At 70.4% G+C, this 15,762-nt stretch carries 10 protein-coding genes; 5 read left to right on the forward strand and 5 right to left on the reverse strand.

The genetic code is table 11. The features are described from left to right. Positions 1-11: 11 nt before the first annotated feature. The gene (locus tag OV427_RS48430) at positions 12-893 is read right to left on the reverse strand and encodes a hypothetical protein (protein WP_267863062.1); all 882 of its coding nucleotides are present in this window, start codon (positions 891-893) and stop codon (positions 12-14) included. Positions 894-907: 14 nt separating this feature from the next. Beyond that, complete coding sequence (locus tag OV427_RS48435) at positions 908-2,056, reverse strand: hypothetical protein (protein ID WP_267863063.1); 1,149 nt, start codon at positions 2,054-2,056, stop codon at positions 908-910. Positions 2,057-2,352: 296 nt separating this feature from the next. Here OV427_RS48435 and OV427_RS48440 point away from each other — a divergent pair, with 296 nt between their 5' ends. After that, the gene (locus tag OV427_RS48440; RefSeq protein WP_267863064.1) at positions 2,353-3,612 is read left to right on the forward strand and encodes a threonine/serine ThrE exporter family protein; all 1,260 of its coding nucleotides are present in this window, start codon (positions 2,353-2,355) and stop codon (positions 3,610-3,612) included. A 6-nt stretch (positions 3,613-3,618) separates the two neighbouring features. Here the strand turns inward: OV427_RS48440 and OV427_RS48445 are convergent, their stop codons facing one another. Continuing rightward, positions 3,619-4,623, reverse strand: a complete 1,005-nt coding sequence (locus OV427_RS48445) for an HAD family hydrolase (RefSeq protein WP_267863065.1) — start codon at positions 4,621-4,623, stop codon at positions 3,619-3,621. A 179-nt stretch (positions 4,624-4,802) separates the two neighbouring features. Between OV427_RS48445 and OV427_RS48450 the strand changes: the two genes are divergently transcribed. Further along, entirely contained in the window at positions 4,803-7,094 is a 2,292-nt protein-coding gene (locus OV427_RS48450) for a hypothetical protein (RefSeq protein WP_267863066.1), read from the forward strand. Between the two features lie 15 nt (positions 7,095-7,109). On the opposite strand, the gene OV427_RS48455 is transcribed toward OV427_RS48450, so the two are convergent. Further along, the gene (locus OV427_RS48455; protein WP_267863067.1) at positions 7,110-7,955 is read right to left on the reverse strand and encodes a neuromedin U; all 846 of its coding nucleotides are present in this window, start codon (positions 7,953-7,955) and stop codon (positions 7,110-7,112) included. A 296-nt stretch (positions 7,956-8,251) separates the two neighbouring features. On the opposite strand from OV427_RS48455, the gene OV427_RS48460 reads away from it, so the two are divergent. Next, on the forward strand, positions 8,252-10,093 hold the full coding sequence (locus tag OV427_RS48460; RefSeq protein ID WP_267863068.1) for a SulP family inorganic anion transporter: 1,842 nt from the start codon (positions 8,252-8,254) through the stop codon (positions 10,091-10,093). Positions 10,094-10,126: 33 nt separating this feature from the next. Here OV427_RS48460 and OV427_RS48465 read toward each other — a convergent pair whose 3' ends face one another. Beyond that, positions 10,127-11,269 carry a chemotaxis protein gene (locus tag OV427_RS48465; RefSeq protein ID WP_267863069.1) on the reverse strand — a complete coding sequence of 381 codons (1,143 nt, stop codon included), beginning with the start codon at positions 11,267-11,269 and terminating at the stop codon, positions 10,127-10,129. 153 nt (positions 11,270-11,422) lie between these two features. Between OV427_RS48465 and OV427_RS48470 the strand changes: the two genes are divergently transcribed. Together OV427_RS48470 and OV427_RS48475 are read left to right on the forward strand one after the other, a co-directional pair. Continuing rightward, on the forward strand, positions 11,423-12,739 hold the full coding sequence (locus tag OV427_RS48470) for a DUF2252 family protein (RefSeq protein WP_267863070.1): 1,317 nt from the start codon (positions 11,423-11,425) through the stop codon (positions 12,737-12,739). Between the two features lie 273 nt (positions 12,740-13,012). After that, positions 13,013-15,751, forward strand: a complete 2,739-nt coding sequence (locus OV427_RS48475) for a CARDB domain-containing protein (protein ID WP_267863071.1) — start codon at positions 13,013-13,015, stop codon at positions 15,749-15,751. Positions 15,752-15,762 lie beyond the last annotated feature (11 nt).

Raw genomic sequence — 15,762 nt, forward strand, 5'->3', positions numbered from 1 at the left:
GACGGGCGGCGTCAGGTGGGTACGCTGCCCGGAGGTACCCGGTCCGTCCGCTCCCGCCGCTTCGCCCAGATCTTGTAGGGAATCAGCGCGAGCAGCCGGACCAGGATGAAGGCGCCCACCACCGCCGCCACCTCCAGCGCCTGCAGGCTTGGGTAGCTCTGGATGATGATGGTCATCGTCAGCGCCGGGTGGGCCAGCGCGGCGGCCAGCGCCACGGCCTTGCGGTCCTCGGGCCGGGGGCCGCCCGCTTGATGTCCCAGGAAGTCCGCGACGGACACGAGCACCACCAGCGCCAGGATCGTGGTCACCCCGAGGTCCATCAACCGCGGCGCCGCCAGGATGACGACCACCGCCGCGACCGCCAGCAGGAGCACGTTGAACACGCGGTCGACCCACACGGCCAGCACCGGTGCCACGCGCGGGAAGAAGTAGTTGACGGCCATGCCCGCCAACATCGGAGGGAGGAGCTTCACGAGCAGCGTGCGCAGCACCAGCCCGGGCGTGGCATGGAACTGGAATCCCGACACGCGGCTCAGCACGTCGACCCAGAGGGGCACGGTGACGATGGCGCACAGGGCCAGCAGCAGCAGCAGGTTGAGCGAGGTCGTCGCGCTGGCCTTCAGCGACTTCGCCTGGTTCACCTGCAGGGGCGCCCCGGGACAGATGGCCGTGAGCATGATGGCGGCAGCCGCCACCGGGGGAAGCCTGAAGAGCCGCACCAGCACGTATGCCACCAGCGGCACCGCCACCAGCACCACGGCCAGGGCCCGCGCGTAGAGCCCCGGGCGCTGGAGCACGTGCCGGATGTCTCCCGGGCGCCGCATCAGCCCGGCGGAGAACATGGCCAGGACGATGACGTTGGACATCGCGAACATGACGATGGATTTCAACATGGCCCCTTCCCCTTTCAGGGCAGCCCGTCGTGGATTGCCTTCAAGACCGAGATGAACTCCCGGTCCATGATCAGCAGGATGGCCAACGGCGCGAGCGCCGCGGCGGCGAGGCCCATCAGCGAGCGCGGCTCGAACGGGAACAGGCGCATCTTCCGGGCGATGATGAAGGAGCTGCCCAGGTCGGCCAGGGAGGAGAAGTCGGGCGCGCCCAGCACCTCTCCGCTGGCATCGTCGCGAAACCACTTCCGTTCGAACCGCCGCGAGTGCCAGGCAGCGAGCGCGGAGAACCGGATGTCACCCCGCCGCTTGGCCTTCACGAGCTGGGGGGTGAAGAACCCCAGCGGGGCATAGACAGCGAGCGCCAGGATTCCTCCGAGCACCACCTGGGGAATGGCGTAGGTCAGCGGATCATTCACGACGCCGTGGGGCTGGAGCCTCCACTGGTACGCCGCCAGCCCCGCGGACAGCGCGAACACCACCGGCGCGAAGCTGGACTGGCTGATGGCCAGGAACCCCAGGCCGCCCGACATGTCCGGATGCGTGGGCACCAGCGCGAGCGGCAGCCGCGAGACGCGGAACAGGAAGCGGGCCCACACGACGGCGCGCCACATCCACCGCAGCGCCAGGAACCGGACCAGGGGCTGGCTCACGGTCATGTACCACCAGCCCGCCGGGGAGGGCGCGCCCCCCGTCTCGTTGAACATCCACGTCCTGGAGTGGTCGTGCGGTGTCACGAGCACGAGCGCGAAGGAGGCCAGCAGCAGGCAGGCCTCGGCGAGGCTGTTGTCCCGCCACCGCATCGCCGCACGGGAGGCGTCCTCCAAGGCGGGCCGGCTTCCCACCCCCACCAGATGTGAGACGCGGAACTGGCGCGCGGCCAGGGCGGTGTGCCTGTCGACGTAGGGCTCGGCCGCGATGAGCACCGTCAGCGCCACCAGCAACTGGGCGTGGACCTGCATCTCCGAGAACAGGGCGTGCGGCGCCGTGCCACCTTCGGCCAGCGCGAGGAGGGGGATGGGCAGCCAGGTCAGGATGATGAAGGCGAGCATGCACCGGCGCCTGCTCGCACGGTCGGGATGGACGAGATGGAGCCTGCTCTCGCACTTGAAGAGCGGCCCTCCCTGCACGAGCGAGAAGTCGGTGGATGGGGAGGATTTGACCATGGCTTGGCGGCATCCAGGCATTCACGGGGTGCCAGCCCACGGGCCGGCCACGGGCGGGCATGCGCGGGCGCCCTCCACTCCACGGTGTGCCCGCGCCCCGGGATTGACAATCCAGGCGACCAGCGGGGCGCCGCTCCTCCGGAGCGCACGGGACAGGCGGGGCGGGAGGCCGTCCGTCCGGGGGCTCGCGCGCTCCCGCATGGGAAGGATGACAGCCCCTCCGCCCGGGCAGAGCTTCACGGCATCCGCGGAGGGCGGCCCACGACGACCGGCCGGCTCCGCTCCGGGAGGTCCCCATGCGTGACACCGCCGCTCCCTCGCCCCCGGCCGACGAGGACCGGGCCGTGGCCTTCCTGCTCGACCTCGCGCGGGCACTCCACCTCGCCTACCTGCCCGCCCACGTGCTCGAGGCCCTCATGAAGGGGGCCGCGCGAGGCCTGGGCCTGCGCCTGGAGCTGTTCACGCTGCAGAGCTTCGTGGCGACGGAGATCACCTCGGGAGCACGGCGGCGGGTGGACATCGAGCGCCTGCCCTTCAACCCCCACTGGAACCTGCGTCGGACGTCCGGCGTGCTCCTGCTCACCCGCGCGGTGGCGGCGGGACGGCTCACGCTCCCGGAGGCGCGCGCCGAGCTGGACCGCGTCGTCCAGCAGCCCTCGGCATACCCGCACTGGCTCGTGTTCCTCGCCTATGGCGTGTACAGCGCCGTCGTCGGCGCCCGCGTGGGCGGAGCGTGGCGGGAGATGGCCGTGGCGGGCCTCATCGGCGTCGTGGCGGGCGTCATCCATTACGGCACGCTCAAGTCGATGCGCATCGACCTGCAGAAGAGCTTCCTCGCCGCGTTCCTGGGGACGCTGCTGGTCTGTGTCCTCTCCCTGCTGCTGCCGCCCTTCGACCTGGCCAAGGCCCTCTTCGGCGGGGCGACGCTGCTCATCCCCGCCATGGTGGTGACGCTGGGGGCCGACGAGCTGGTCAGCGAGTCCGTCGAGGCGGGGATGACGCGCCTCACCTACGGGCTGCTGCGCTTCCTGCTGGTGGGCGTGGGCATCACCGCCGCAGCCCGGCTCTGGAGCTTCTTCCTCCCGCTTCCCGCCCACCTCCCGGCCCATGCGATGCCCGAGCCCGTGGTGCTGGCCCTGGTCGCGCTGGGTGGCGTGGCGCTGACGGTCTGCATGGGCGGCCGGCAGCGCGAGCTGCCGTGGATTGTGGGCGCCGTGCTGCTGGCCTTCGGAACCCAGGAGCTGACGAAGCTCTTCGTCGGAGGACGCGGCAGCCCGCTCGTGTCCGCCTTCGTGCTGGGCGTCGCCGGGCTCCTGTATGCCCGGCTCCCGGGGAGGACCGCGACGACCATCATCATGCCCGGGCTGCTCCAGCTCGCTCCCGGCTTCATCGGCACCCAGGTCATCCTGGCGCTGCTCCATCCGAGGGCCTCCTCCTCCGGAGACAGCTTCTTCGAACTGCTCCTGGTGTCGGGGCAGCTCGTGATGGGCCTGGTGTTCGCCTCCGCCGTCGTCCAGCCCCGCGTCCCGACGCCTGCGGGGGAGGCGCCGGCGTGAGGCACGTCAGCGCGTCCCGCCGAAGATGGTCTTCCAGTCGTCGCGCATGCTGACGACGTTCCAGCCGCCCTCCTTCGCCGCCCGGAGCGAGGCCCCGTCCTTCTCCTGGTAGGCGAACTCCCTGGTCGCGTCGTCGTGGTTGATGAGGAGCTGGAAGGAGGGCCCGCGCCGCTGCGCGGAGGCGCCCAGCATGGCGATGTCCCCACCGCTGCGGACATTGCCCGCGACGAACACCGGGGACCTGCCGATGTGCAGGTCGTTGCCCACCGGCTTGCCCTCCTTGTCGTTGAGATGGTCCGGGCGGGGCTCGCGCCACAACACGTAGCGGCCGCCGCGCTTCTCGTACTTCTCCGCCAGGCTGCTGCCGATGACGCGCTCCGGAGGAATGCCATACACCTCCTCGGAGAAGACGCGCATGAAGTCCATGCCCCCGCCCGAGCTGATCCACGTCTGGAAGCCGTTGTCGCGCAGGTACTGGAGCAACTCGAGCATCGGCTGGTAGGCGAGCTGGGTGTAGGGCACGCCGAGCTTCGGGTGACGCGCCGTCTTCAGGAACTGGCTCACCTCGGCCTGGAACTGTTCCTGCGTCATGTTCGCGTGGGTGGCGGCGAACAACTCCATCAGCGCCTTCTCGCCTCCCTCCATCAGGGCGTCGACGTCCCCTTCCAGCACGGCCTTGAAGGGCTGCCGCTGCCGGAGCGACGGGTCCTTCGCGGCCAGCGCCTTGACGCGCTCCACCAGGAAGGCGCCCTGGACCACCGGTTTCTCCTGCCACAGGGTGCCGTCGTTATCGAAGACGGCGACGCGCTCCTCCTCCGGGAGGAAGTCCGGGCTGCCCTCCGTCGTCACACGGGCGACGAAGCCGAGGATGGCCTGCTTCACCGGCCCGTCGTTCCATGACGGTAGCGGGTCCGCCTTCGCGGCCTGCGCATGGGCCGCGGCCGGGAATACCAACCCGAGCACGAGCACCAGCGCGACGGGAAGGGCGTGACGGTGGGGACATGGAGCCATGGGGGCACCTCCTCCGCCACACGCTGGGACCGCCGGGCCTGGTTCGCAACGCACGTGTCACACCCGGGAAGGGCTCCGCCAGCCATGCGCCACCCCGCATGGCACGGAGCGTCTTGACCCTCGTCGTGCTGCAACCGTACCGTGATTACAGTTCTTCCATTTCTCTCTGGAACAATCCCATGCATGTCCCTGAAAGCAGTACTCGCGCCCTGGGCGTCCTCGCCCGGGTGTGGCTGGGCCTCGCGCTGTCCGCCTGTGGCGTTGCACCGGAGCCGTCGGCCACATCCGTGGACCAGCAGCGCGCGGCGGTGCTGCCCACGAATGGCGTCTGCCCCGGGCTGGACGGGGGCTCGCTCTCCATTCCCCACCACTACTGCCACGTGCGGATTGCGCAGCTTGCCTACTACGGCGTCCCCACGGACGCGTACATGGACGACCAGCTCCAGAACGACGTGGACCTGGTCGTGGCCAATGACCCCGCCGTCCGCGCGCACATCGACACCCTGGCGCCGAACACGCCGCAGCTCGTCTACTCGAATGCGAGCAACCTGTATGGCAACTGGAATGGCAACTCGCTGGGCAACGGCGGGCTGCTGGTCCACTGGCTCAACTACGCGGACGCATACGTGGCGGCACCCGAGAATCGCGAGAGCGGCTTCTTCCACTGCGACTCCACGCTGCTGAATACCTCCAACAGCAAGTACGGCTGCCAGTTCAGCGCGGTGGGCCAGTCCACGGTGCCCGTCTCGCGCTTCTGGCAGGTGAAGACGGGGCCGCTCACCGGCACCGCAGGCTTCACCGACTACACGGCGGCGGCACACACGACGAGTACCGCCGTGCAGTTCGGCACCCCGGGCAACGCGCTCTACATCGGGCACACGGACAAGTTCCGCCAGGTCATCGTCACCGTCTCCACGGTGGCGAGCGGCTGGACGTACCAGTGGCAGTACTGGAACGGCACCGCGTGGACGGCCCTCACCGTCTCCGAGCCCGCGGGCACGTGGACGACCACCGGCACCGCCCGCATCCTCGCCTTCCATCCGCCGAGCGACTGGAAGGCCACGGGCATCGCCGGGGCCAGCTTCGGGGACCGCTTCTTCTACGTCCGCGTCCAGACGACGGCGGGCACGCCCCCGGTGGCGGAGACGATTTCGAGCGAGGACTTCGTCTTCACCAGCGGCAACGTCGTCACCATCCCCTCCTTCGACGGCGCGGCGGACACCAACGGCGACGGCTACCTCAACGACACCGAGTGGGCGGCCCGCTCCGTGGGCAGGGACGCGCGGCTCAAGTGGTGGAGCCGCATGTTCTCCACCTATGGCCAGATGCGCTACGCGACCAACCCCAACTCGTATGCCTTCCGGCTGTGGTCCGCCTGGTACCACCGCAACTGGCTGCCCACCAACGCGCAGGCGGACGCGGTGTTCATGGACAACTCGGGGGCCACGGACCCCTACCCCAACTGGCCCAAGGCGGGCGCGGCCTTCCCGTTCCCCACCCTGGAGTGCGCCGTCCCGTGCACCGGCACGGGCTGCCTCTGCAACAACTACGGGACAGACTACGGGAAGCTCATCCAGAAGGTGGACGAGCAATACCTGACGTCGTCGGCCTTCACCGTCCTCAACACCTCCGGCTACATCGCGGGCCCCAACGCGGCGCTGGCGCAGGTGCAGAAGGGCATCACCTACGAGGAGAAGTACCCGCGGCCCGTGCAGTTCATGGCCAACAAGTGGAAGGAGGCCCTCCAGCTCACGAGGGACCGGGCCAGCGTGACGCCGCGCCCGCACGTCATCTACGACGTGCTCGTGGCGCCGCCGACCACCGAGGCGTACTGCAAGACGTGCGGCACCGGCACCGGCTGCCCCACCACCTGCGCGTCGTCGTACCCGACGGGCCTGGGCGGAGTGACGGACACGCGGACGCTGATGGCCGTCCTCGCCTCTCACTACACGCTGCAGGACCCGGAATTGTCCTTCCTCGACGTGAATGGCGGCGCCGCCCCGGCCTCCTCGTGGCAGTACCACTTCATCCCGGCTTGGCGGTACGACATCGGCACGCCCGACGTGGACCAGCTCACCTGGCTGACCCAGGCGCTGGACGACACGGCCGGCAACGACGCCGTCATCGTGGGCAATGACCCGTCGCCGTACAACAACTGGGATGCGTCCGGCTGCGGCGTGAAGACGCCCGCGAAGTACCGGCTCTACAAGCGCGTGTACACGAAGGGCACGTCGAAGGTCATCGTGCTCTTCAAGTCGCTCTCGTACCACACGGTCTGCACCGGCTTTAACGGCGACTACAAGCAGACGCACGTGGGCCCGACGACGGCCACGACGTTCACCTGGGGCAGCCCGCTACCGGCCACGTGCCGCAAGCTCAAGCCGGACGGCACGGTGGACACGGTGAACATCAGCGGCACCACCGGCGTGCCCATCGAAAACGCCGAGGGCGTCATCCTCGTCTGCCCCTGAGCGTGAGGGGTTGCCTCACGGCGGCCCCTTCTTCTTCGGCCCTTGCGGGAACAGGAACGCGAGCTGGAGGCGCAGCTGCCAGTCGGCGCTGCCTTCCGGACGGACTGCGTTGTAGTACGCGCTCACCGAGCCGTTCAGGGCCTGCCCGCCCACCTTGAAGACCCTGCCGGCGCCCGCGCCAAAGGGGATGACCCACGGGTCCTCATCCGCCTCCCAGTTGGCGGTGAGGATGGGCGCCGACGTCACGTACCAGCCCCCGGGCAGGTTGCAGGTGATGAAGTACTGCAGGAGCAGCTGGTTCACCGACGCCCGGTCATCGCTTCCAAAGACGGACCACACGTTGTTCGCCAGTACGCCCAGGGACCAGGGCTCGGGCTGGACGAGCAGCACGACCGAAGGACCGGCACTCCACTTCCCCGTGCCGAGGACGTCGTCCGTCGCCGTGGGCAACAGCAGCGCCGGCCCCACGCCCCAGATGAGCTTCCCGGGCTTCGCGGGCGCCACGAAGAAGGTGACCGACGTGTCCCCCAGCCCGAACGTCCCCCCGCTGTCCGCCGCCACGTCTGGTTGATACACGATGGGCAGGATGACGCGGGTGATGAGGTTCCAGTCCAGCGTCAGCGACACCGGTATCACCGGCTGGATGTTGAGGGTGTTGCGCGTCCGGTTGGACGCGCCGATGCCGAAGTCCACGTTGTCCTGCAACGGCACGCTGATGAGGTTGGCGACCGGGTTCTGCACGGCCTTCGCCAGGTCCTGCTCGCTCGCCTCCCCGCCCTCGCCCGCCGGCTGCTCCTCGGCGGCGGGTTCCTCCGGCGCCTGAGCCAGCGAGGCCGGCGCCCACGCCAGCAGTCCCAGCACTCCCGCCCACCCGCAAGCGCTCCGACACCCCGAGCCCATCACGCCCCCTCCCGCCACACGCCTGACACGCAAAGCTGGGCAGCGCGCTCCGCGAGGTCCAGGGGCCACGGGTCGCACCCCGCTGGGGGCTGGCTCACAGCGCGTCCACCCTACCCCGGAGTCCGGGAGCCTCGGGCAGGCCATGGCCAGGCCTCCTGCCTCTCGAGGATTTGCGTGGGGGTGGCGCCGTCCACACCCCTTATCGCACCATGCCCCCCTCTCCAGCGAAGCCCACGGTCTCCTGGCTCGCCCGAGCCATGCCCTTCGTCGCGACGGTGCGCGGCTACCAGCCCGCCTGGCTGAAGCGGGACCTGGTGGGCGCGCTCACCGTCACGGCCCTCCTCATCCCGGAGAACCTGGCGTACGCGGGGCTGGCGGGCATGCCGCCAGCGGCGGCCTTCTACGCGGCGCCCGCGGCCCTGGTGCTCTATGCCCTGTTCGGCAGCTCACGCCAGCTCATCTCCGCGGCGTCCGCCGCGGTGGCGGTCCTCTCCGCCGCCACCGTGAGCGCCATGGCGCCGGTGGGCTCGCCCCGGTTCGTCATCCTGACCACGGCCCTGGCGCTGATGGCGGGACTCGTCTCGGTGCTCGCGGGCGTGCTGCGGCTGGGGCGCATCGCCCAGTTCTTCTCCACCTCCGTCCTCACCGGCTTCGTCTTCGGCCTCGCGCTCATCATCGCAATCAAACAGGTGCCCAAGCTCTTCGGCATCGAAGGGAGTGAGGGCAACTTCTTCGAGCGGCTGTGGTTCCTCGTCACGCACCTGAAGGCCACGCACCTCGTCACGCTGCTGGTGGGTGCCGGCAGCCTGCTCCTGCTGCTGGGATTGGAGCGGGTATCGAAGCGGCTCCCGGCGGCCCTGCTGGTGCTGGCGGCGTCCATCATCGTCACGGCGCTGCTGGGGTTGGACGCGCGTGGCGTGCACGTGGTGGGCAAGGTGCAGGCGGGGCTCGCCGCGCCCCGGCTGCCGGACGTGGGCCTTCGCGACCTGCTGGGCCTGCTGCCCGGCGCGTGCGGCATCGCGCTGGTGGCCTTCGCCGAGGCCATTGGACCCGCACGCATGCTGGCGGCCCGCCATGGCTACGAGGTGGATGCCAACCGGGAATTGGTGGGACTGGGCGCCGCCAACATGGGCGCCGGGCTCTTCCGGGGCTTTTCCGTCGGCTCCAGTCTGTCCAAGTCCGCGGCCAACGACGCGGCGGGGGCCCGCACGGAGGTGTCCGCGCTGCTGGCGGCCGGCTTCACGGTGCTGGTCGCCCTGTTTCTCATGCCCCTCATCCGCCTGCTGCCCGAGGCCACCCTGGCCGCCATCGTGGTGTTAGCCATCTCCGGGATGATGGACGTCCGCGAGTTGCGGCGGCTGTACCGCCTGCGGCGGGAGGACTTCATCGTAGCGATGGTGGCGCTGGTCGGCGTGCTCGCCCTGGACGTGCTGCCGGGACTGCTGGTGGCGGTGGGCCTGTCGATCTTCCTGATGGTGTACCGCGCCAGCGTGCCCCGCATGAGCGAGCTGGGACGCACGCCGGGCACCCTCGCCTTCAGCGACCTGCGCCACATGCCGCGCCCGCTGACGGTGCCGGGCATGCTCATCCTCCGCCCCAACGAAGGCATCTTCTTCGCCAACGCCACGTCCCTGCGCGACGAGGTCATCGACCGGCTGCGCCGCTCCCCACGCCCCTGTCAGGCCCTGCTGTTGGACCTGGAGGTGACCGCGGACCTGGACGTCCCCGGCGCCGACATGCTGGCCAGCCTGCGCGACGACCTGAAGCAGCGAGGCGTCACGCTGATGCTGGCGAGGATCATGTCCCCCACGCGGCGGATGCTGGACCGCACCGGCGTGACAGCGAAGGTGGGCGACGCCAACCTCCACGCCCAGGTGCTGGACGCGGTGGTGGAGCACCTGTCCCACTCCCCGGCGATGACGCCGGAGGAGCAGGAGCTGCTGCGAGATGGCATGCACCGGCTGCGCGCCCTGGTGGAGGAGGCCGGCTCCACGCTCGATGAGAGCGAGGGCGCGGACCGGGAGAGGCTCCAGGACCTGGGCCAGCGCCTGGGCCGAGCCGAGTCCGTGTTGCAGGGTCCTGGAAGCACACCGCACTGAGCGGTTGGACGGGAGAGGCCCGGCCTGCCTTCCTCACGCGCGCCGCCAGGCCCTGGCCACCAGCACCACCAGGACGAGCCCGCCCACGAGCCCCAGGGCCACCAGCGCCAGCAGCCACAGGAAGACCCGGTCCACCAGGTGCCCCGCCCGGTCGAAGGCATGGTCCACCCAGCCCCGGGCCAGGCCGTCGACCTGCTGGAGCGTCGCCACGCGCTCGGCGTGCAGGGCGTCCACCACCGCCGCGCGCTCCTGCCCCACCCCCGCCATGACGGCCTGCCGCTCACCCGCGATGAAGTCCTGGAGCGAGCGCCGCTCCATGTCCAGCGCCTCCAGCACCGCCGCGCGCTCCCGGGCCACCAGCGCGGGCGTGTTCGCGACCATGCCTCCCACGCGGTCGAGGATGTCCACCGTGCGCGCCAGCTCGGCCATGGCGGAATGGAGGGCCGGGGCATTCATGGCATCCGCGGCCACCAGCTCCGCCTGCCAGCGCGCCTGGCGCGGGAGGCTGGCCGCGTAGAGGTCCACCCGCGCGGTGAGGTCGCGCGTGTCCTCCAGCAGTCCGGCCGCCTTCGTCCTCAGGCCCCCACCCGAGGCCCTCGTCACGGAAGCCAGCAGGGGCGCGGTGGACTCGCGCGAGACGAGTGTCCCCGTCAGGGGGTGCTCGGCGGCCCACTCGTGCACTCGCGCCCGTGCGGAGGACACGTCCTCGCTTCCGGTGATCTCCCGCCACACCGCCTCCACCTCTGACTCCATGTCCCCCAGCGAGCGCTGGGCCTTGGCCAGCAGCTCCGGTTTGGCACCCACCGCGGTCCTGGGCAACGCCTCCTGGAGCTGGGCCAGCAGCGCCCACGCATCCACCAGCGCGGCCACCGGGTCCGGCTGGAAGAGCGCGCCCTGCATGGTGGGCACCGCATTCGCCTTGAACGTGAGCATCGCCCGCGCCGTCTCGGGCGAGTCCGAGGCCGCGGCGAGGTCGTCCGCCGCCACCTCCAGCAGTCCGGAGAAGCGCCGGGCCAGGTCGCGCACGCGGACGCGCAGCGCGCTCACGTCCAGGTCCGAGCGCCCCACGCGCTCGGCCAGCTCCGAGCGGGGCGGATTCAGCGTGGCACATGCCGGGAGGAGTGCCGCGAGCACCACCACGAACACCCGAAGCCTGGAGCGAAGAACCGGAGACATGAGCCCGGCGCAAGCTGCGCATGCCTGCCCGCTCCGCCGACCCTCCCCTGCAACGGGTGGGCGCGTCCCGCTCCGGACAGTCCCGCTGCCGCGGGAGCAGGCCGAAACCCGGCGGCGCCCTTCCGAGATAACCTTCCAGCCAGGTCCTCCCCCATGCGAATTCCTCCCAAGCCGCCCGCGTCCTCGCGCCCCACTGCCGCCGGGCCCACGACCCGCGCCACCACCGCGAAGGCCGGGTCGGGCGCCGCCACCCGCCGCGAGCCCCAGCAGGCGGTGGCCTTCATCCAGGACTTCCACGCGCGGCTGGACCTGCCCCCGGCACGGCTGAAGGAGAAGCTGGCGCTGATGCGCGAGCGCCCGTCCTCCCTCTTCCGGATGATGCCGGCCCTCTTCCATGCGGACGTGCGAGGCCCCCTGGCAGCGGACGCCCGGCTGCTGGAGCGGCCCGCGCCGCGCATCCGCGTGGTGGGCGACGCGCACGTGGGCAACCTGGGCACGCTCCGGGGGCCGGAGGGAAAGGTGGTGTGGGGGCTCAACGACTTCGACCAGGCGGGCCGCGGCTCGCCGGAAGTGGACCTGACCCGCATGGCCACCAGCGCCGTGCTCACCGCGCGCGAGGCGGGACTGTCCGCCAGGGAACAGGGCGACGTCGTCCGCGCCTTCGCGAAGGCGTACTTCTCCACGCTGGAATCACTCGCCGGAGGCGAAGAGAACCCGGGCGCCTTCCTCACGAAGAAGGAGGCCACCGGCGAGGTGGATGACCTCATCGCGCAGGCGGGAGACACCTCACGCAAGGAGCTGCTCGAGCAGTACGCCCGGCTGGACGGCCCGGGGGCGCCGCGCTTCCGCACCACGGACACGCTGCGCCCGGTCCCCGCCGCGCAGCAGCGCGCGGTGCGCTCCGCCCTCGCCTCCTACGAGACGCAGCTCCGCGGCACCGAGGGCGTGGCACTGCCGCTGCGCGTGCTGGACCAGGCCCAGCGGCTGGACGCGGGCGGCAGCAGCTACGGGCTGGAGCGCTACTACGCGCTGGTGCAGGCGGCGGACCCGAAGCAGCCCCCGGTGCTGCTGGAGCTGAAGGAGCTGCTGGCCTCCAGCCTGGAGTCACCGCCCCGGCCCGCGGATGGCGCGGCGGTGGTGAGCGCACAGCGCGGGCTCGCGGGCCACGCCAACCCGCTCACCGGGGCCACCCAGCTGGGAGGCCGGGCCTTCCTGGTGCGCGAGTTGGAGCCGGAGAAGGCGAAGCTGGAGGGCGGCGCGCTCACCGGGAAGAAGGATGTGGTGTCCGCCTTCGCCCAGGCCGGGGTGGTGCTGGCGCGAGCCCATGGCGCCACGCGTGCGCAGGCGCAGAAGCTGGCGGCCTGGGTGGGCCCGGATGCAGGGGAGGCCACCACGCGCCTGGCGGCCTTCGCCCGGACCTACGCGGACCAGGTCCAGGCGGACTGGCGTGCACTGCGTGACGCGGCCTGAAGCGCCGCTTCCCACCCCGCGACCCCCAACAGGGCGCCGCGCGCAGTACCTCACCGGCGCGCTCCACCCGAAGTCCACCGGCCCCATGTTCCAGGCGCTGACTGCCCTGGAAGGCGTCGGAAGGACAGCGTAAGCCAATGTAGACAATCAGTATGTCTTCATAGCAATCATACAATACAGCTGCTTGCCCCCATACTGCCCGCGTTGATATCCCACCCTTCGCGTGAATTGCGCGTTCAGCAGGACTGACTGTTCTCACCTCGGGGTAAGCGCATGAATCGACGAAGCAGCAGGGTTGGAAGTCTTCTTGGCGCGGTGGTGTTGCTGGCGGCGGCTGGGTGCGAGCGCCCGGCGGAGAGCGACCCGGCAGTTGAAGTGGGCGCCACGAGGCAGGGCGCCGTATCCGGCCCGGACTTCATCGTGTCCGCGGTCACGGGGCCGGCCAGTGCCATGTCCGGACAGCAGATCTCCGTCTCCGTGACGGTGTGCAACCAGGGCACCGTCGGTGGCAGCGCTCCGGTGGAGGTGTACCTGTCGGCGGACGCAACCATCACCCCCAACGGCCCATCGGGGCCCTCGCCGGACTTCTTCGTGGGCTACGCAGGCTCGCCGTACCTCAACGCCGGCCAGTGCCAGGCGCTGACGGTGCAGGGCCCGGCGTACGCTTCCACCGAGGGCGCCTACTACCTGGGCGCCGTGGTGGATCCGCAGAGCTCCATCTCCGAGCTGATTGAGAACAACAACACCCTGACTGGCAGCCGCATCGGCGTGGGCAACAGGCCCGACTTCATCGTCTCCGCGGTCACCGGACCGGCCAGCGCCACGTCCGGACAGCAGATCTCCGTCTCCGTGACGGTGTGCAACCAGGGCACCGTCGGTGGCAGCGCTCCGGTGGAGGTGTACCTGTCGGCGGACGCAACCATCACCCCCAACGGTCCGTCGGGGCCCTCGCCGGACTTCTTCGTGGGCTATGCAGGCTCGCCGTACCTCAACGCTGGCCAGTGCCAGGCGCTGACGGTGCAGGGCCCGGCGTACGCTTCCACCGAGGGCGCCTACTACCTGGGCGCCGTGGTGGATCCGCAGAGCTCCATCTCCGAGCTGATTGAGAACAACAACACCCTGACTGGCAGCCGCATCGGCGTGGGCAACAGGCCCGACTTCATCGTCTCCGCGGTCACCGGACCGGCCAGCGCCACGTCCGGACAGCAGATCTCCGTCTCCGTGACGGTGTGCAACCAGGGCACCGTCGGTGGCAGCGCGCCGGTGGAGGTGTACCTGTCGGCGGACGCAACCATCACCCCCAACGGCCCGTCGGGGCCTTCACCGGACTTCTTCGTGGGCTACGCAGGCTCGCCGTACCTCAACGCTGGCCAGTGCCAGGCGCTGACGGTGCAGGGCCCGGCGTACGCCTCCACCGAGGGCGCCTACTACCTGGGCGCCGTGGTGGATCCGCAGAGCTCCATCTCCGAGCTGATTGAGAACAACAACACCCTGACCGGCAGTCGCATCGGCGTGGGCAACAGGCCCGACTTCATCGTCTCCGCGGTCACCGGGCCGGCCAGCGCCACGTCCGGACAGCAGATCTCCGTCTCCGTGACGGTGTGCAACCAGGGCACCGTCGGTGGCAGCGCTCCGGTGGAGGTGTACCTGTCGGCGGACGCAACCATCACCCCCAACGGCCCGTCGGGGCCCTCGCCGGACTTCTTCGTGGGCTACGCAGGCTCGCCGTACCTCAACGCTGGCCAGTGCCAGGCGCTGACGGTGCAGGGCCCGGCGTACGCTTCCACCGAGGGCGCCTACTACCTGGGCGCCGTGGTGGATCCGCAGAGCTCCATCTCCGAGCTGATTGAGAACAACAACACCCTGACTGGCAGCCGCATCGGCGTGGGCAACAGGCCCGACTTCATCGTCTCCGCGGTCACCGGGCCGGCCAGCGCCACGTCCGGACAGCAGATCTCCGTCTCCGTGACGGTGTGCAACCAGGGCACCGTCGGTGGCAGCGCGCCGGTGGAGGTCTACCTCTCGGCGGACAGCACCATCACCCCCAACGGCCCGTCGGGGCCCTCGCCGGACTTCTTCGTGGGCTACGCAGGCTCGCCGTACCTCAACGCCGGCCAGTGCCAGGCGCTGACGGTGCAGGGCCCGGCGTACGCCTCCACCGAGGGCGCCTACTACCTGGGCGCCGTGGTGGATCCGCAGAGCTCCATCTCCGAGCTGATTGAGAACAACAACACCCTGACCGGCAGCCGCATCGGCGTGGGCAACAGGCCCGACTTCATCGTCTCCGCGGTCACCGGACCGGCCAGCGCCACGTCCGGACAGCAGATCTCCGTCTCCGTGACGGTGTGCAACCAGGGCACCGTCGGTGGCAGCGCGCCGGTGGAGGTCTACCTCTCGGCGGACGCAACCATCACCCCCAACGGCCCGTCGGGGCCCTCGCCGGACTTCTTCGTGGGCTATGCAGGCTCGCCATACCTCAACGCCGGCCAGTGCCAGGCGCTGACGGTGCAGGGCCCGGCGTACGCTTCCACCGAGGGCGCCTACTACCTGGGCGCCGTGGTGGATCCGCAGAGCTCCATCTCCGAGCTGATTGAGAACAACAACACCCTGACCGGCAGCCGCATCGGCGTGGGCAACAGGCCCGACTTCACCGTGTCCGCGGTGTCGAGCGCGAGCAGCGTGAGGCTGAGCCAGACGCTCACGGTCTCGGTAACGGTGTGCAACCAGGGCACCGTCGGTGGCAGCGCGCCAGTGGAGGTGTACCTCTCGGCGGACAGCACCATCACCCCCAACGGCCCGACGGGGCCCTCACCGGACTTCTTCGTGGGCTACGCAGGCTCGCCGTACCTCAACGCCGGCCAGTGCCAGGTGCTGTCGGTGTCGGGCCCGGCGTCCGTGCCCACGACAGGCTTGTACTACGCGGGGGCCGTGGTGGATCCGCAGAACTCCATCGCGGAGCTGATTGACGACAACAACACCCGGGCGGGCACGCGGGTCTCCGTCACGCCCTGAGTTGATCCGGT

Origin of the sequence: Pyxidicoccus sp. MSG2 (assembly GCF_026626705.1) — a bacterium.
Taxonomy (GTDB): Bacteria; Myxococcota; Myxococcia; order Myxococcales; family Myxococcaceae; genus Myxococcus.